This window comes from Caballeronia sp. dw_19 (assembly GCF_018449515.1).
Lineage (GTDB): Bacteria > Pseudomonadota > Gammaproteobacteria > Burkholderiales > Burkholderiaceae > Caballeronia.
The window spans coordinates 133,768-151,809 of record NZ_JAAVUQ010000001.1 but is presented as its reverse complement, the minus strand read 5'-3'; the positions used below and the strand labels follow the sequence as shown (position 1 = coordinate 151,809).

Below are 18,042 nucleotides of genomic sequence, written 5' to 3'. Positions count from 1 at the left end.
GACCTGAAGCGGCCTACGCGGCCAGGGGAGACGAATATGCATGCATATCCTGCAGCAGCAGTCGACACAGGCACGATCCGTGAACGCATCGGACAGCTGGAAGCGGAGCATCACGGCCTGAATAGTCTTATCGGCAAGATGGCTGAGGTTCCCGGCATCAACGACTTCGAGATCAGGCGCCTGAAGAAGCGCAAGCTCAAAGTCAAGGACACCATCATCCTGCTGCAATTGCAGTTGGAACCGGACGCGCACTTGAATCCATGACGTACACGTGAAGCACACGTGATGCCTGCGCGGGCCGGAAGAATTTTTACGCCAGCTACCCTTGGCGCCTTGTCGGCAAGGGGGCAGACCTGGCTTGCTGACACGAGTCACAAGCCGGAACACAAGCAGGAACGTCCCTTTGAATTCGCCCGACAATGCCCTCACAGAGAACGCGGAAGCCGTGCTGAAGCCGGCCGCGAAGGCGGGTGTCGTCGACACCACGCTGTCGCTCTCGCTGGCGCCAAAACGCCGCACTGAACTTGATGCGATTTTTGCCGCCGAGGGTCTGTTGGCGCGGCAAATCGATGGTTATCGCTCGCGTGCTTCGCAGGTCGACATGGCGCGCGCGGTCGCCGCCGCCATGGAGGCTTCCGGGCGCGCCATGCCTGAACCCGCGATGTTCGACGCGCAACGCCGTCCCGCGCGCAAGCTCGGGCCGTCGGATGCGCCTGTCGTTCATGACGACGGTGCGGACGAGTTGGGTGTGGCGACGGCATCGACGGGAATCGACGGCGGCGAGAACACGCTGATCGTGGAAGCGGGTACGGGTACGGGCAAGACGTTTGCGTATCTCGTGCCGGCCATGCTGTGGGGCGGCAAGGTGATCGTCTCGACCGGCACGAAGCACTTGCAGGACCAGCTATTCCAGCGCGACATTCCTACCGTGCGCGACGCGCTCGCCGTGCCGGTGTCGGTCGCCATGCTCAAAGGGCGCGCGAATTACCTGTGCCATTACTACCTGCAGCGCACGGCCGACAACGGCCGCTTGCCCACGCGCCAGGACACGTCGCATCTCCAGGAAATCATCCGCTTCGCCAAGATCACGCGCACCGGCGACAAAGCCGAACTTGCGAGCGTGCCCGAGAATTCGCCCGTCTGGCCGATGGTCACGTCTACCCGTGACAACTGCCTCGGTCAGGAATGCCCGCAGTACAAAGAGTGTTTCGTGATGCAGGCGCGGCGCGAGGCACAGCAGGCGGATATCGTGGTGGTGAATCACCACCTGTTTTTCGCCGATGTCATGTTGCGCGACACCGGCATGGCCGAGTTGTTGCCGACGGCGAATACCATCATTTTCGACGAAGCGCATCAGTTGCCCGAAACCGCGACGCTGTTTTTCGGCGAAACGGTATCCACCACGCAGTTTCTCGAACTGGCCCGCGACGCGGTAGCAGAAGGCTTGGGCCACGCCCGCGATTTCTCCGACTGGACCAAACTCGGCGCTGCGCTGGAACGTGCGGCGCGCGACGTGCGGCTGGCGTTCAAAGAAGATTCGGTGCGGATGTCGCTTGGCCAGCTTGCCGATGACCATCCGCTATTCGACGCGCTCGACACACTTGAAGAGCATCTTGATGCACTCACCAAGGCCCTTGGCGAGCACGCCGAACGGGCCGAGCCGCTAGGGGTGCTGTTGCGCCGTGCGCGCGAATTGCAGGGCTTGCTGGGCGGCTGGACCGCGCCGCCGACTTCTGTCGAAAAGGCGGTAGCCGAGGAGGCTCAAGCGGCGGCGAAAGCCGATCCAAACGAAATGGTCCGCTGGATCGAAGTGTTCTCGCATACGGTGCAGTTACACGAGACGCCGCTTTCCGTCGCGCCAATTTTTTCGAAGCAGCGCGCCGGTGTGCCGCGGGCGTGGATCTTCACGTCGGCAACATTGTCGGTGCGAGGGGATTTCACGCATTACGCCGCGCAAATGGGCCTGAACGCGCGTCGTTCCATGACGCTGCCCAGTCCCTTCGATTACCCGACGCAAGGCTTGCTGTACGTGCCGCGTAACTTGCCGCAACCGTCGTCGCCGAATTTCACCGACGCCGTGTTCGATGGCGCGCTGCCGGTGATCGAGGCATCGAAGGGCGGCGTGTTTTTCCTTTGCACGACGTTGCGCGCGGTCGATCGGATTGCAATGCGTTTGCGTGACACGATCGAGCAGCGCGGCTGGGACTATCCGCTGCTGGTGCAGGGCGATGCCAGCCGAACCGAGTTGCTCGACCGCTTCCGCTCCTACGGCAACGCCATCCTGGTGGGCAGCCAGAGCTTCTGGGAAGGGGTGGACGTGCGTGGCGACGCGCTGTCGCTGGTGGTTATCGACAAGCTGCCGTTTGCGCCGCCTGATGACCCGGTGTTGTCGGCGAGGCTGGATGCGTTGACCAAGAAGGGGCTGAGCCCGTTTGCCGTGCATCAGTTGCCGCAGGCGGTGATTACGCTCAAGCAGGGCGCGGGCCGGTTGATACGCGCGGAAACGGATCGCGGCGTGCTAATGATCTGCGACACCCGTCTCGTCGATAAACCCTACGGCCGGCGCATCTGGCAAAGCCTGCCACCGTTCAAGCGCACGCGTGAACTGGAAGTGGTGCGCGCTTTCTTCTCCGATCCGGAAACGGCGGTGGCTCAAGAAGACGAATGAACGCGGCGTGTTGAACGCCGCGAGCCTCTGCGCCGGCAGCATGTGCCGCGGCGCAGTCGTTGGCGTGCTTCTTTCGCTATGCACGCCCCCTCGGGCATGACGCCGGATCAGGCGGCGTTGATCCAAACGCGGCGCGCTGCTCGATCAGCCGCCGGGCGGTTGGGCCGGCACTGTCTGCCAACCTCCGGGGCAGGCCCTGACGTACGGGTAATAACCTTGAGGCTTCCCGCAGTAATACCAGTAGGACGCTTGCGGCGCGCCGCCACCTGTCGTGTCCGTTTGCCCCTGTTCGACATACTGAGTCGGCGTGGGATCGACGACTGGCACAGGGCCGTAAGCGTAGTAATTCGGGTAGTAACCGGGGTAGTACGGGTACGGATAGCCACCGACAAAACCCGGGCCAAAATACACCCCGACCGACCCACCGCAGCAACCGCCGTGATAGTAGCCGCCGCCGTGGTAATAGCCGCCGCCATGATAGCCACCCCCCCAGCCACCGCCGCCGCCGTGATAGTAGCCGCCGGCCATGGCTGCGCCGCTTGCACCCACGGCCGCCAACACCACCAGCAATAGCTGGCACGCTCTACGCGCATTCATGATGATCACCTCTACTGTCCGCACTATTTCAGATTTGTTTTGCCAAGCCGGATCTTGCACAGGGCAGGCTACCCCGAATCAGGACCGGTTACTCACAAGTGTATGAATTCCGCGGAGATTTTTCCTTCTTTGTGTAACGGGAGATGACACGGGCTTCGATTCCACCCGATAACAGAGTTGTAATGTCCCCGCTGCCCGTTGGGTAATCGTCCGCCAGGCGCGCTTTTCACGTCAGGAGGCCCGATCCGGGCATCTCTTTTGAGAGACCGGGACTGGCCGGGAATTGGCCATCTGGAACCCGCTTCAGCCTGTGAGAATGGTGTCCGAAAAAAAGCCGCGCTCCGAAATGAGCGCGGCTTTTTTATAAGGCTTAACTGAACTGCATCACCGCTTTCGCCGGCTTTTTCGTTGCCGTGGTTAGCGTGAAGAACCTAGCGTGAAGAACCCGCTTACCAGATCTGCCACCACGATTTGTTTTCCTTACCCGGGCGCGATTTGCCGGTGACATACGGGCTGTCGGGGAACGTAGCGGCCAACACGCGTTTCGTATCGCCTTCCAGCTGCGGCTGGTCGAGCTTGCCGTACGACAGCATCATGATGTGCAACGCATCTTCCGTTGCAGGCGCATTCCGGTATTCACGGATCGCGAGTTGCGCACGGTTGATTGCCGCGACATAAGCGCCACGCCGATAGTAATAATCCGCAGCGTGCACTTCGTGCGAAGCCAGCGCATTCACAATGTAGCGCATGCGTTGAGCAGCATCGGGCGCATACTTGCTTTGCGGGTACCTGTCGACGACGACCTTGAACGCGTCGTACGATTCGCGCAGCGACACCGGATCACGTTCGCTCATGTCCTGGCCGGAGAAACGGCCGAACAGACCGAGGTCGTCGTTGAAGTGAATCATGCCTTTCAGGTAATACGCGTAGGGAATGTCCGGGTGATCCGGATGCAGCTTGATGAAGCGGTCGATAGCCGAATCTGCGGAAGCGGTTTCGCCGTCCTTCCAGTTGCAGTAAGCGACATTGATCTGCGCTTGTTGCGCAAAATGACCGAACGGATCGCGACCTTCCAGGCTCTCGAAATACTTCGCACATTTGCCGAAGTCACCGCCGGTCAGCGCATCCTGCGCCTCCGAGTATAATTTGCCGTTATTCCACGTTGCCGTTTCGTCGGTTTTCTCGGGCAAACCATGGCAGCCCGCAACAATGACGGCACCCGCAGCCAGCGCCATGACCTTGACAGACGAGTTCGACGATAGCCGGACCAGTTGACGGACAGGGTTCAAAACGGTTCTCAAAGCTTGATTCACGGCTCGCATCAGTGCTTGCATTTTCTAGCTCATGCCTTTCTGGCTAATTCCCAGCTTTTCAGTCTAAATGACCCGCTCAAGTACAAGTCGTACCAAAGATCGCAGCAAAGATTATAGCCCAAGCGCATCGGCCGACGACGCACGTCCGGACGATTTGACCGAACCGGCCGCTGCGCCGGACGCCGCAAGCGAAATTCACGGCAAACCCGTGCCCACCAACCTGCACGAGCGCCGCGCCGACGCCGAAACGCCGCGCACGATCCTCGTCCCCGACGAGTACGCCGGCGAGCGTCTCGACAAGGTCATGGCACGCCTGTTCCCCGAATTTTCGCGCAGCCGCCTGCAGACCTGGATTGATGCGCAGCGTGTGCAGGTCGACGGCGCGCCCGCGAAGATCCGGCAACCGGTGCCGCTCGGCGCCACTATCACGCTGATTCCCGATTTACTGCCCGAACAGCTCGCGTTCACGCCGGAACCGGTGCCGCTCGAGATCGTCTATGAAGACGAGGCGCTCGTGGTCATCAACAAGCCAGCGGGCATGGTCGTGCATCCGGCGGCGGGCAACTGGAGCGGCACGCTGCTCAACGGTTTGCTGTACCGGTACGGCGACGCCGCCGCCGGCTTGCCGCGCGCGGGTATCGTGCATCGGCTGGACAAGGAGACGTCGGGGCTGATGGTGGTTGCACGCACGCTCGAAGCGCAGACGGTCCTGACCCGTCAGTTGCAGGCACGCACGGTGAAGCGCCGCTACGTCGCGCTGGTGTGGGGGACGATGCCGGACGAAGGCACTATCGATGCACCGATTGGCCGCGATCCGCGCGACCGCACGCGCATGGCGGTGGTGGAGAGCGCATCGGGGAAATACGCCCGTACGCACTACCGCACCATCGACCGGGCGATGTGGAACAACCAGCCCGTGTCCGCGGTTCACTGCGATCTCGACACCGGCCGTACACACCAGATCCGCGTGCATTGTGCGCATATCCGCCATCCGTTGCTGGGGGATCCCATCTACGGTCACGCGCGTGGCAAGCGTTCGGTGCAGCCGCTGCCGGAGGGGTTCAATCGCCAGGCGCTGCATGCCTGGCGGCTTGGACTGATCCATCCGATCACGGGTCGCGAGATCAGCTGGCGCGCCGACGTGCCGGAGGATATTGAAGCGTTGGCAGCGGAATTGGGCCTGGGTCGCGATGAAGCGACGGATCTCGATCCGGAGGACGCGGATTTCATCGATGAAGACGATGGCGGCGTTCAGGCGCGCGGCGGCTGGGACGAGTCGCAGCCAATCGAATATGACGATGATGACGAGGAATGAGGCCAATGGTGACGCCATCCGAGGCAGGCTTCGCCGCTAAATTTGCGGCTTACCCGCAGCTTCGCCACGACGATTGCCTTTGGCCCGGCTGGTCCAGCGGTCCCAATGCGGTTTCGCCGCGAGTGAAGGCGCTCGCGACCACGCGCAATGGGGGTGTCAGCGCCGCGCCGTACGGCGGTGCGAACAGCCGTGTCGGCCTGAACCTCGGCCTGCACACAGGCGATGCACCCGACGCCGTGATGGAAAACCGCCGGCGCGTGGCGGAACTCACTAGCGCCCCGATTGCATGGCTTGCGCAAGTGCATGGCGCACAGATCGAGGATGCGGGCGCGGTGATCGACCGCTGCGCCGGTTCCCCCGCGTCAGTGGTCGAGGCGGACGCAGCGGTGACCGATCGCGCGGGCGTCGTGTGCGTTGTGATGATCGCGGACTGCCTGCCGGTACTTTTCTGCGATGCAGCCGGCCGTGCCGTCGGCGCAGCGCATGCAGGCTGGCGTGGACTGGCGGCTGGAATCGTGGAAAAGACGGCGGAGCGGGTTGCGCATCTCGCCGGCGCCCAGACCAGCACGTTGCACGCATGGCTCGGTCCGGCAATTGGCCCGGCAGCGTTCGAAGTAGGTGAGGATGTGCTCGATGCGTTCGTCGCTGCGGCCGACCCTGCATGTCGCGATGCGACCATTGCCGCTTTCGTCAAGCGTGAAGAGAAACACAAATATCTGGCCAATCTCTATGCGCTCGCCCGTTTGCGCCTCGAACGGAGCGGCGTGCCGTCCGGCAATGTCCACGGCGGGACGTTTTGCACGATGACTGATGCGGACCGGTTCTATTCGTATCGACGGGACCGGACAACGGGACGCATGGCCGCAATGATCTGGCTGGCAGACTAGACTCCGGATCCGACCCGCGCAGATCCGGCTCAAACCGCCTATGACCTGGTGTTCGTCAATGCCGCCAGGCGCACGCTTTTTGCTGCGCAACTAAAACGTGATTGGCTGCGATGGACGCGTCTTATGTTGCGCAACAATTCTTGACATTCATCATCGCGTCACATCGGGAAAACGATGATGAAAAAAATATCGCACTGCGTCAAAATCAAGGCGACGCATTGACACGCCTTGCACCGTGGAGCAAGAATGTTTCACAAAAGCGCACGGCGTAGCAAGGTCACATCATCGCGGTCGGGCGTTTAGCAGCCCGGCACGACGATTACAACGACGCGGCTCCACGTCACGCCTGCATCAGCAACTCAGTCTCTCGGGACGCTTAGGTCAAACGCGGATATGGCTGCTTCCAGATCTTCATCTTCATCATCACCGGGTTCATCAAGTCCATCCGCTGCCAAGGCTTCGCCTGGTGCGTCGGGTGCGCCTTTTAGTGTGCCTGCCGCAGATCCAGCGGCAGTGCAAAAGATGTTCGAGCAATGGCTCAACACATGGCGTGCAGTAGCCGACCCGGACCAGTGGCAAAAGCTTGCCGCCCAGGCGAATTCGGGACATGCGGAATCGGCAGGATCAGCATCGGCCAATCCGTTTGCGGCGCTGGGTGGTTTCCCGGGATTCTCTGGTTTTCCGGGCATGAGTGGCGGCAACAGCAGTAACGGTGATAGTGGTCAATTGCCGTTGGCGATGCCGAAGATGCCGACTGCCGCTATCGCGCCGCAGCGCCTACAGGAGCTGCAGTCCAGTTTCTCGCGTGACGCCGCGGAACTGATCAAGCAGGCCAGTGAGCAAAGCATCGACCTGGCGACGCTGAAAGACCGTCGCTTCAGCACGACCGCGTGGCAATCCGCGCCTGGTTTCGCATTCGCCGCTGCATGGTATGTGTTGAATGCGCGTTATTTGCAGGAGCTTGCAGAAGCTGTCGAAGCCGATCACAAGACCCGCGAACGAATCAGGTTTGCCGTACAGCAGTGGGCAGCAGCGGCGTCGCCGAGCAATTACATTGCGTTGAATCCGGATGCACAGAAGGCGCTGATCGAGAGCCGTGGCGAGAGTCTGCAAAAAGGCATGCTGAATTTGCTCGCCGACATGCAGCGCGGCAAGATCCAGCAAAGCGATGAATCCGGTTTTGTGGTCGGCAAGAACATTGCGACCACGCAAGGCTCGGTCGTGTTCGAGAACGACCTGCTGCAACTGATCCAGTACACGCCGCGCACGGCGACTGTGAGAGAGCGGCCGCTGTTGATCGTGCCACCGTGCATCAACAAGTTCTACATTCTCGACCTGCAGCCGGAAGGTTCGCTCGTCGGCCATGCGCTTGACGCCGGCCATCAGGTTTTCATGATCTCGTGGCGTAATGCGGATGCATCGATCGCGCACAAGACCTGGGATAATTACATCGACGAAGGCGTGCTTACGCCTATTGATGTAGTCAAGCAGATCAGCGGACGCGAGCAGATCAACACGCTCGGTTTTTGCGTCGGCGGCACGATGCTCGCCACCGCGCTGGCCGTGCTGGCCGCGCGCGGGGAACATCCCGTTGCGTCCATGACGCTGCTCACCGCCATGCTCGACTTTTCGGACACGGGCGTGCTCGATGTGTTTATCGATGAGCAGCATGTGCAGATGCGCGAGCAGACCATTGGCGGCAAGAACGGCAAACCGGCTGAGCTGATGCGTGGCGTCGAGTTTGCCAACACGTTCTCGTATCTGCGCCCGAATGATCTGGTGTGGAACTACGTGGTGGACAATTACCTGAAGGGCCGCACGCCGCAGGCGTTCGACCTGCTTTACTGGAACAGCGATTCAACCAATCTGCCAGGTCCGATGTTCGTCTGGTATCTGCGTAACACGTATCTGGAAAATCGCCTGCGTAATCCGGGCGAACTGACCGCGTGCGGTGAGCCGGTGGATTTGTCGAAGATCGATGTGCCGACGTTTTTGTATGGGTCACGCGAGGATCACATCGTGCCGTGGACGGCGGCGTATGCGTCCGCACCTTTGCTGACCGGGCCGCAGACGTTCGTGCTTGGGGCATCGGGACATATTGCGGGCGTGATCAATCCGCCGTCGAAGAACAAGCGCAGTTTCTGGCTTCTCGATAACGCCGATAAAACCCTGCCCGAAGACGCCGATGCATGGTTCGAAGGCGCGACCGAACATCCGGGTAGCTGGTGGCCGACGTGGACGCAATGGCTCGATGGTTACGCCGGCAAGAAAGTAAAGCCGAAAGCAAACCTGGGGTCCGGTGATTTCCCGGTGATCGAGCCGGCGCCGGGACGTTATGTCCTGCAGCGGGACCAGTGAAATTTTGCATGACCTGCACGGCTGAATGACTTTTTGAGCGCAAGTTTGAGCGACGGCCGGGCGGGTCATGCGGATCGGACCCGATTGCATTTCGGGCGCGACCGGTCAACAGTATCCGACGTATCGCTTTATTGCAGTTGCTGAAACCCGAAGAAACCTGAAGAAACTGTAACGCCAGCGCTGTTGAGAGCGTCGCCTGCACCGGGTGAAAACCGCGCAGGCAAACAAGGGGCAAGCGCGAACACGCATCCAGCCGGCCACGCAGTCAGCCGGCTAAACCCGGGCTACCACTTTCGATTCTCAAAGGAAACTGAAATGACAGACGTAGTGATCGTATCGGCTGCACGGACGGCCGTCGGCAAATTCGGCGGGTCGCTGGCGAAAATCGCCGCACCCGATCTGGGCGCGATCGTGATTCGCGCGTTACTCGAACGCGCGAACCTCAAGCCCGAGCAGATCAGTGAAGTGATCCTCGGCCAGGTCCTCACCGCGGGCTCCGGCCAGAATCCGGCGCGTCAATCGCTGATCAAGGCAGGCTTGCCCAGCTCGGTGCCGGGCATGACCATCAACAAGGTGTGCGGCTCGGGCCTGAAAGCCGTGATGCTGGCGGCAAACGCGATTATCGCGGGCGATGCCGACATCGTGATCGCGGGCGGCCAGGAAAACATGAGCGCGGCGCCGCACGTGTTGCCGGGCTCACGCGACGGTTTCCGCATGGGCGACGCGAAGCTGATCGATTCGATGATCGTGGACGGCCTGTGGGACGCGTTCAACTCGATTCATATGGGCGTCACGGCGGAAAACGTCGCGAAGGAATACGGCATTACGCGTGCAGCGCAGGATGAGTTCGCGGCCCTGTCGCAGAACAAGGCGGAAGCGGCACAGAAGTCCGGCCGTTTCAACGATGAAATCGTGCCCGTTGAAATTCCTCAGCGCAAGGGCGAGCCGCTGCGTTTTGCCACCGACGAATTCGTGCGTCATGGCGTAACAGCCGAGTCGCTGTCCGGCCTGAAGCCCGCGTTCTCGAAGGAAGGCACTGTGACCGCGGCAAACGCCTCCGGTCTTAACGACGGCGCGGCGGGCGTGATCGTGATGTCGGCGAAAAAGGCCGATGCGCTGGGCCTCACGCCCATCGCGCGCATCAAGGCGTACGCGAACGCAGGCGTTGATCCGAAAGTGATGGGCATGGGTCCAGTGCCGGCATCGAAGCGCTGCCTGGAACGCGCGGGCTGGTCCGCGTCGGACCTCGACCTGATGGAAATCAACGAAGCATTTGCAGCGCAGGCGCTGGCTGTGCATCAGCAGATGGGCTGGGACACGTCGAAGGTCAACGTGAACGGCGGGGCGATCGCGATCGGGCATCCGATCGGTGCGTCCGGTTGCCGGATTCTCGTCACGCTGCTGCATGAAATGCAGAAACGCGATGCGAAGAAAGGACTGGCGTCGCTGTGTATCGGCGGCGGTATGGGCGTGGCGCTCGCGGTGGAGCGGCTGTAGGGAGACAGGGTGCGACAAGCACCGCGCGCCGCGATACGAGCCGGCAGCCAAGGCCGGTCGCCAAGCGCGCATAACGATAAACGGAGCGAGCAATGACGAAACGAGTAGCGTATGTGACGGGCGGCATGGGCGGCATTGGTACGAGTATCTGCCAGCGGCTCCATAAGGATGGCTACACGGTCGTCGCGGGCTGTGGACCGAACTCGCCGCGCCGGGTCAAGTGGCTCGAAGAGCAAAAGGCGCTGGGCTATGACTTCATTGCGTCAGAAGGCAATGTGGGCGACTGGGAGTCGACCAAGAACGCCTTCGACAAGGTCAAGGCTGAAGTCGGCGAAGTCGACATCCTGGTGAACAACGCGGGCATCACGCGCGACGTCGTGTTCCGGAAGATGACGCACGAAGACTGGACCGCGGTCATCGATACCAACCTGACGAGCCTCTTCAACGTCACGAAGCAGGTGATCGATGGCATGGTTGAGCGTGGTTTCGGACGCGTGATCAATATTTCGTCGGTGAATGGTCAGAAAGGGCAGTTCGGCCAGACCAACTATTCCACGGCGAAGGCCGGCATTCACGGCTTCACGATGGCGCTCGCGCAGGAAGTGGCGACCAAAGGTGTGACGGTCAATACCATTTCGCCGGGCTACATTGGCACGGACATGGTGAAGTCGATCCGCCCGGACGTGCTGGAGAAGATTGTCGCGACCATTCCGGTTCGCCGGCTGGGGCGGCCGGAGGAAATTGGTTCGATCGTGGCGTGGCTGGCATCGGAGGAATCGGGTTTTTCGACCGGCGCCGATTTCTCGCTGAACGGCGGCTTGCACATGGGGTGAGGGTGCTTCAAGCGGCGCGCCATAAAGCTGTGCGCGCCGCGCGTCTCGGGTAGGGTCGGGGCGTTGGGACTGGATGCCGGAGATCACCGGCACCAACTACGAACCGGCGGCTTGCGTCGCTTTCAATCACGCGGAGTCCGCCGGCACAGTTTGAGTTTTGCGTTTAAAGGCGTTACATGACCACTACAAAGAAATCCGCCGAACGACTCATAAAAAAATATCCGAATCGCCGGCTCTACGATACCGAAACCAGCACCTACATCACGCTTTCCGACGTCAAACAGCTCGTGCTCGACCAGGAAGAGTTCAAGGTGATGGACGCCAAGTCCGCCGAGGACCTGACGCGCAGCATCCTGCTGCAGATCATTCTGGAAGAAGAAAGCGGTGGCTTGCCGATGTTTTCATCGGTCATGCTCTCGCAGATCATCCGCTTCTACGGCAACGCGATGCAGGGCATGATGGGTACGTACCTGGAGAAGAATATCCAGGCGTTCATCGACATCCAGCACAAGCTCACCGATCAGTCGAAGGGGCTGATCGACGGTAATGCCGTGCCGCTTAATCCTGAAGTCTGGTCGCAGTTCATGAACATGCAGGCGCCCATGATGCAGGGGATGATGACGAGCTATATCGAGCAATCGAAGAACATGTTCGTGCAGATGCAGGAGCAGATGCAGACCCAGGCGAAATCGATGTTCAACACGTTCCCGTTTCCGACGCCGGGGACGGCTGGGGCGGCTGCGACTGCAGCGCCGGCTACTTCCACGGCTACTCCGCCGGCCGGCACGCAGGAGAAGAAGTAAGCGGCGAGCGGCGCAGTGTTTGATTTGAAGCAGACTTGGCGAAGGGCCAAAGCCGCGCGGGTCAAGGCTGGGCGCGCGGTATCATGTGGCATCCGCGCGCGGAAAGTCAGCTTTGTTTCCTTCGGATATCTGAAGGAACGTTGATAAATCGGCGGCTTGGCTTTTATACCGGCTTGGCTCCGTATTTCCGCATCACACCGTTTGTAGGTCTCGCAACGCGTCTGGATGGAGAGCTGCGACCCGCAGCAGCGTCTGTGCGGCCCCGGTAGGTTCGCGTCGACCTTGCTCCCAATCTTGCAGTGTTCGCGTCGATACACCGAGCAGAGCGGCAAATGCGCTCTGCGAAAGTCCGACCTTGGCGCGGGCTAAGGACGCCGTTGTGGGTGCAACGGTAGTAGTGCGTCCAGCACGTCCTGCTTTCATATCGCGGACAGACTTCAACAAGTCCGCTTGGAATTGCTCCATTTCCTTATCCATTCTTCACCTCTTCACGTAACTGGTTTAGAAACGACGCTGGCAGATTGTCGAACTTCGCCTTCGTATACGCGATCAGCAACCAGATGCAGCCGTCATCGAGCAGGTTGTAATAGATCACACGTGCGCCGCCACGTTTTCCCATTCCTGGCCTTGACCACCGTACTTTGCGTAAGCCGCCAGTACCCGGAACGACATCTCCGGATAGAGGATTATTGGCAAGCCAAGCGATGAAAGCCTCTCGCTCTGCTTCGCGCCAGATGTCCGCAGCATAACGCTGAAAAATTTCAGTCTCGACGATCGTATACATTGGATCGAATTATACGGCATTGCCGTATAATTCGCAAGAACGCGTGCGCTACATTTGGGACTGGAGGACTGCCTGGTTCAGAAGGTCTGGACGCTATTCGGTTGAGGCTCTGGTGCACGGCATTCCTTCGCGTCCGCTCACGGTACAATCTCGATTTGCAGCACAGCGCCCAAGGCGAATACCTCGCCCTGTGGCGGATGCCGCGCCGGTTCTCGTCTTTTCCAGCGTCTTTTGTCACGCTTTCGAGCGGCGACGAACGATAACGGCAGCACGCGCGTCGCTGCGCTCGTTAGCTTCGTGCCTGTCCGGTGCCCAAACGCCGCCCGGCACTCACATCGCAGAACACAACATGTCCCACATCACCACACCCGCCACTCCGAAAGTCGGCTTTGTTACGCTCGGATAGCCGTAAGATCGGCAAAAGCAGCCCAGGCGCCGTTCTCGCATGAGCCGGCTGTTTCTTGCGCCCATGGAAGGGCTTGCGGACTACGTGCTGCGCGACGTGCTGACCAGCACAGGCGGATTCGACGGCTGCGTGTCCGAATTCGTCAGGGTGACGGGCTCGGTGCTTCCCCGAAGTGTCTACGAGAGAGATACGCCCGAAGTCCTCCACGGAGCCCGTACACCCGGCGGCACGCCGATGGTGATCCAGTTGCTCGGCAGCGATCCTGAATGGATGGCGCTGAACGCGGCCCAAGCCGCCAGTCTGTCGCCGCATGGAATCGATCTGAACTTCGGTTGCCCTGCCAAAGTCGTCAACCGGCACGGTGGCGGCGCGATGCTCCTGGCGCACCCTGAACAGTTGAACCGGATCGTTGCGTCCGTTCGCGCAGCGGTGCCTGCCGGCATCGCCGTGACTGCAAAAATGCGGCTTGGCGTGTCCGATACTTCGCTCGCAATCGACTGCGCCACGGCGCTGGCCGAAGGCGGTGCCGCTTCCCTTGTCGTGCATGCCAGAACGCGTGACCATGGCTATCGGCCGCCGGCCCACTGGGAGTGGATCGCGCGTATCGACGCCGCCGTGGACGTGCCGGTCGTCGCCAACGGCGAAGTCTGGACAGTGGCGGACTGGGAGCGGTGCCGGGCGGTCAGCGGCTGCGCGGACGTGATGATCGGGCGTGGCGCCGTTTCGGATCCGTTCCTGGCCTTGCGCATCCGCGGATTGATAGACAGGACGCCTTCCAGCGAGGAATGGCCGGCCGTGCTGGGTCAACTCGCCGATTACCTGAGAAAACTGCAAGTCCGTATCGCGGTCCGTCATGAGCACGGACGCGTCAAAATGTGGCTCAGTTACCTCAAGCGGACCTGGCCGCAGGCGGCTGAGTTGCACACAGCCATCCGGCGCCTGCACGATTCGCGCGAAATTCTTGAGGTAATCGAGCGCGCTTCGGCTTTCCACGACCCGATACCGGCACATCAACGCGCGGCGCTCGGCCTGCTTGATGCGGCAACGCCTTGCCGCTTGGCCGGCTCTGCCCCCGCCAGCGCGGTACAATAAGCGGTTACGTGCGCGGGACGCTGTCTGGGCTGTGGTCCTCATGGACATCGGACCCGTAGCCTTGCCGCACCGTCCCCATTTGTCGCCATCGTCACCGCTATACGCCGGACCCACACCTATGTCGCAGACCATTTCCCCCGCCGTGCCGACCCCTTCGACTCCGAAAGTAGGGTTTGTAAGCCTCGGATGTCCAAAAGCTTTGGTGGATTCCGAGCAGATCATCACCCAACTGCGCGCGGAAGGTTACGAGATTTCCGGCTCCTACGACGGCGCCGATCTCGTCGTGGTCAACACCTGCGGGTTTATCGATGAAGCCGTGCAGGAAAGCCTCGACGCCATCGGCGAGGCGCTGCACGAGAACGGCAAGGTGATCGTGACCGGTTGTCTCGGTGCGAAGAAAAGCGCGAGCGGGACCGGCCTGATCCAGGAAGTGCACCCGAAAGTGCTGGCCGTGACCGGGCCGCATGCGACCGCCGAGGTCATGAGCCACGTGCATCTGCATTTGCCCAAGCCGCACGATCCGTTCATCGATCTCGTGCCGCCTGCCGGCATCAAGCTGACGCCGCGGCATTACGCGTATCTGAAGATATCGGAAGGATGTAACCACCGGTGCACGTTCTGCATCATCCCGTCCATGCGCGGCGATCTGGTGTCGCGCCCGCTGGCCGACGTGATGCTCGAAGCCGAGAACCTGTTCAAATCCGGCGTCAAGGAACTCCTCGTGATCTCGCAGGACACGAGCGCGTATGGCGTCGATGTCAAATACCGCACTGGTTTCTGGAACGGCAAGCCGGTCAAGACGCGCATGACGGATCTCGTCGGCGCATTGGGCGAGCTCGCTGTGCAATACGGCGCGTGGGTCCGCCTGCATTATGTTTATCCGTACCCGAGCGTGGACGAAGTCATCCCGATGATGGCCGAAGGTCCGTTGAAGGGCCACGTGCTGCCGTATCTGGATGTGCCGTTCCAGCACGCGCATCCCGAAGTGCTCAAGCGCATGAAGCGCCCGGCGAACGCCGAGAAGGTGCTGGAACGCGTGCAGAAATGGCGCGCGATGTGCCCGGACCTGACGATTCGGAGCACGTTTATTGCGGGATTCCCGGGTGAAACGGAAGAACAATTCCAGACGCTGCTGGACTTTATTCGCATCGCCGATCTGGATCGGGTCGGATGTTTCGCTTATTCGCCAGTCGAAGGCGCAACGGCGAATGAGCTCGACGGTGCGCTGCCCGACGAAGTGCGCGAGGACCGTCGCGCGCGTTTCATGGAGCTGGCCGAAGAACTGTCGGCGGAACGCATGAAACGCAAGGTCGGCAAGACGCTGAAAGTGCTCGTCGATGAACTGAGCAATGAAGGCGGCGTCGGCCGGACCGCGGCGGACGCGCCGGAGATCGACGGCGTGGTGTATATCGAGCCGGCAAAGAAGGCGTCGAAGCGTTACAAGGCGGGCGATTTCGTGTCGGTGAAAATCACCGGCGCCGATGGCCACGACCTGTGGGGCGAAGTCTGAGCGTCTGGTTGTGATTTCACGCTAGCCGCAGCGGCGTACGCAAAACGCAAAACAACTGAGACGAAGGAGCTTTCATGGCGCAACGTGAAGTGATGGTGGTCAGCGGCGTACGGACTGCAATTGGCGATTTCGGCGGTGCGCTGAAGGACTTCAGCCCGACGGATCTCGGTGCGCGCGTGGTGCGGGAAGTTTTGTCGCGAGCGAACGTGTCGGGCGAGGATGTTGGCCATGTGGTCTTCGGCAACGTGATCCAGACCGAACCCAAGGACATGTATCTGGCGCGCGTCGCCGCGGTGAACGGCGGCGTGGCGCATCACGCGCCCGCGCTGACGGTCAATCGCCTGTGCGGGTCGGGCCTGCAGGCAATCATCTCGGCCGCTCAATCCATTCTGCTTGGCGACACCGATATCGCCATCGGCGGGGGCGCGGAAAGCATGAGCCGCGCGCCGTATCTCGCTCAGTCGGCGCGCTTCGGACAGCGCATGGGCGACGCGCGTCTCATCGACATGATGCTCGGCGCGCTGCACGATCCCTTCGATACGATCCATATGGGCGTCACGGCGGAAAACGTCGCTGCCAAATACGGCATTTCGCGCGAGATGCAGGACGAACTTGCGCTCGAATCGCATCGGCGCGCAGCGCGGGCTATCGAAGCGGGTTACTTCAAGGAACAGATTCTTGCCGTCACGCAGGCATCGAAGAAGGGCGACATCGTCTTCGATACCGACGAGCACGTCCGTCTGAACGCGACGCTCCAGGACTTTTCGAAGCTCAAGCCCGTGTTTGCCAAGGAAAACGGAACGGTGACCGCGGGCAACGCGTCGGGCATCAACGACGCGGCCGCGGCCGTCGTGCTGATGGAACGCGGCGCGGCTGAAGCGCGTGGCCTGAAGCCGCTCGCGCGGCTGGTCTCGTATGCGCACGCGGGCGTCGATCCGAAATACATGGGCATTGGCCCGATTCCGGCTACACGGAAGGCGTTGGAGCGCGCGGGCCTGAGCGTTGGCGATCTCGATGTAATCGAAGCGAACGAAGCGTTTGCGGCGCAGGCTTGCGCGGTATCTAAGGAGCTGGATCTGGATCCTGCGAAGGTCAACCCGAACGGCTCAGGCATTTCGCTCGGCCACCCGATCGGGGCAACCGGCGCGCTGATCACCGTGAAGGCGCTGTACGAACTGCAGCGCGTGGGCGGACGTTATGCGCTGGTGACTATGTGCATTGGCGGCGGGCAGGGCATCGCGGCAATTTTTGAACGCGCATGAGCACGGCAAGGACAGGAAATTATTCGATGACGCAACTGAAAGTGGCGGCGGTGGCGGCAGCGCTATTGCTCGCCGGCTGTAATTCGGCCATGCCGCCCGACGGCTCACGAGCCGTGTCGGCGGCACGCGCGGCGGCTACGCCAGGCGATCTGGGCCTGCAGGGGCCGGGTACGGCCGAAGCAATTGAAACGCTGGCACTCCCGCCCGCCAAACCGCTGACGCCGAATCCGGCGTTTGCGCGTTTCCCGACCTATGTCGGTACGCTGGGCGACAAGCAGATTGAAATGAAGCTCGGCGCAAAAACCGATGAGCGCACGGGCGTACACGGCGAATACCGGTTTGCGGGAGCGTCGACGGTGATTTTGGTCGCGGGTGACCGTGACGGCGATACGCTCGAGATCGAAGAGTCGAATGACGGCACGCATATCACCGGCAACTGGGTCGGCAAGTTTGCAGCCGATGGCAGCGTGTCGGGCGAACGCATGAATGCCGACGATTCCAATCCGCTGCCCTTCGACCTCAAGCCGGTCGGGTCCGGTGTTGTGCCTGCCCCTGCCGCCGGTGCGGTTGCGCCGAAAGTGCCGCAATCGGCCGCACCTTCGCTGGAGCCGGCGCCTCCGCCTGCTCCCCCGGCCGCAGGGCACGCGCTGGGCGGGACCAGTAACGTGACCATCGGCGAGTGAAACACGAACTCGCCGTTCGATGTAACACGGCGTC

At 61.4% G+C, this 18,042-nt stretch carries 16 protein-coding genes; 12 read left to right on the top strand and 4 right to left on the bottom strand.

Features of this window, described 5'->3' with window-relative positions; all coding sequences use genetic code 11:
* Positions 1-36: 36 nt before the first annotated feature.
* The gene (locus HB376_RS00620) at positions 37-264 is read left to right on the top strand and encodes a DUF465 domain-containing protein (protein WP_165091437.1); all 228 of its coding nucleotides are present in this window, start codon (positions 37-39) and stop codon (positions 262-264) included.
* 223 nt (positions 265-487) lie between these two features.
* Entirely contained in the window at positions 488-2,668 is a 2,181-nt protein-coding gene (locus tag HB376_RS00615; protein WP_255631121.1) for an ATP-dependent DNA helicase, read from the top strand.
* Between the two features lie 144 nt (positions 2,669-2,812).
* Here the strand turns inward: HB376_RS00615 and HB376_RS00610 are convergent, their stop codons facing one another.
* Together HB376_RS00610 and HB376_RS00605 are read right to left on the bottom strand one after the other, a co-directional pair.
* Positions 2,813-3,265: a hypothetical protein gene (locus HB376_RS00610; protein WP_213761509.1), complete on the bottom strand. Its 453-nt coding sequence runs from the start codon at positions 3,263-3,265 to the stop codon at positions 2,813-2,815.
* A gap of 449 nt (positions 3,266-3,714) precedes the next feature.
* Positions 3,715-4,500 (bottom strand): outer membrane protein assembly factor BamD, encoded by a 786-nt coding sequence (locus tag HB376_RS00605; RefSeq protein ID WP_255631120.1) that lies wholly within the window; start codon positions 4,498-4,500, stop codon positions 3,715-3,717.
* Positions 4,501-4,645: 145 nt separating this feature from the next.
* Here HB376_RS00605 and HB376_RS00600 point away from each other — a divergent pair, with 145 nt between their 5' ends.
* From HB376_RS00600 to phaR, 6 genes are all read left to right on the top strand, one after another.
* Positions 4,646-5,893 carry an RluA family pseudouridine synthase gene (locus tag HB376_RS00600; RefSeq protein WP_213761508.1) on the top strand — a complete coding sequence of 416 codons (1,248 nt, stop codon included), beginning with the start codon at positions 4,646-4,648 and terminating at the stop codon, positions 5,891-5,893.
* Positions 5,894-5,898: 5 nt separating this feature from the next.
* Positions 5,899-6,780, top strand: coding sequence for a peptidoglycan editing factor PgeF (gene pgeF, locus HB376_RS00595; protein WP_213761507.1), 882 nt, complete (start codon positions 5,899-5,901; stop codon positions 6,778-6,780).
* Positions 6,781-7,302: 522 nt separating this feature from the next.
* Positions 7,303-9,138, top strand: a complete 1,836-nt coding sequence (phaC, locus tag HB376_RS00590) for a class I poly(R)-hydroxyalkanoic acid synthase (RefSeq protein ID WP_255631119.1) — start codon at positions 7,303-7,305, stop codon at positions 9,136-9,138.
* A gap of 315 nt (positions 9,139-9,453) precedes the next feature.
* The gene (locus HB376_RS00585; RefSeq protein ID WP_213761505.1) at positions 9,454-10,635 is read left to right on the top strand and encodes an acetyl-CoA C-acetyltransferase; all 1,182 of its coding nucleotides are present in this window, start codon (positions 9,454-9,456) and stop codon (positions 10,633-10,635) included.
* 92 nt (positions 10,636-10,727) lie between these two features.
* Positions 10,728-11,468, top strand: a complete 741-nt coding sequence (locus HB376_RS00580) for a 3-ketoacyl-ACP reductase (protein ID WP_047897600.1) — start codon at positions 10,728-10,730, stop codon at positions 11,466-11,468.
* Positions 11,469-11,644: 176 nt separating this feature from the next.
* Positions 11,645-12,271 carry a polyhydroxyalkanoate synthesis repressor PhaR gene (phaR, locus tag HB376_RS00575; RefSeq protein WP_213761504.1) on the top strand — a complete coding sequence of 209 codons (627 nt, stop codon included), beginning with the start codon at positions 11,645-11,647 and terminating at the stop codon, positions 12,269-12,271.
* A 192-nt stretch (positions 12,272-12,463) separates the two neighbouring features.
* Here the strand turns inward: phaR and HB376_RS00570 are convergent, their stop codons facing one another.
* Both HB376_RS00570 and HB376_RS00565 read right to left on the bottom strand, forming a co-directional pair.
* The gene (locus tag HB376_RS00570) at positions 12,464-12,748 is read right to left on the bottom strand and encodes a helix-turn-helix domain-containing protein (RefSeq protein WP_213761503.1); all 285 of its coding nucleotides are present in this window, start codon (positions 12,746-12,748) and stop codon (positions 12,464-12,466) included.
* A complete protein-coding gene (locus HB376_RS00565) occupies positions 12,741-13,055 on the bottom strand; it encodes a transcriptional regulator (RefSeq protein ID WP_213761502.1) in 315 nt (104 codons plus the stop codon). Before HB376_RS00565 ends, HB376_RS00570 begins: the two co-directional genes overlap by 8 nt.
* Before the next feature lie 445 nt (positions 13,056-13,500).
* Between HB376_RS00565 and HB376_RS00560 the strand changes: the two genes are divergently transcribed.
* The 4 genes from HB376_RS00560 (at position 13,501) to HB376_RS00545 (ending at position 18,008) form a co-directional block, all read left to right on the top strand.
* Positions 13,501-14,553, top strand: a complete 1,053-nt coding sequence (locus tag HB376_RS00560) for a tRNA-dihydrouridine synthase (protein WP_213761501.1) — start codon at positions 13,501-13,503, stop codon at positions 14,551-14,553.
* Positions 14,554-14,671: 118 nt separating this feature from the next.
* Complete coding sequence (gene rimO, locus HB376_RS00555; protein WP_213761500.1) at positions 14,672-16,063, top strand: 30S ribosomal protein S12 methylthiotransferase RimO; 1,392 nt, start codon at positions 14,672-14,674, stop codon at positions 16,061-16,063.
* A gap of 74 nt (positions 16,064-16,137) precedes the next feature.
* On the top strand, positions 16,138-17,325 hold the full coding sequence (gene bktB, locus HB376_RS00550) for a beta-ketothiolase BktB (RefSeq protein WP_213761499.1): 1,188 nt from the start codon (positions 16,138-16,140) through the stop codon (positions 17,323-17,325).
* A 26-nt stretch (positions 17,326-17,351) separates the two neighbouring features.
* Positions 17,352-18,008 (top strand): hypothetical protein, encoded by a 657-nt coding sequence (locus HB376_RS00545; protein WP_213761498.1) that lies wholly within the window; start codon positions 17,352-17,354, stop codon positions 18,006-18,008.
* Positions 18,009-18,042 lie beyond the last annotated feature (34 nt).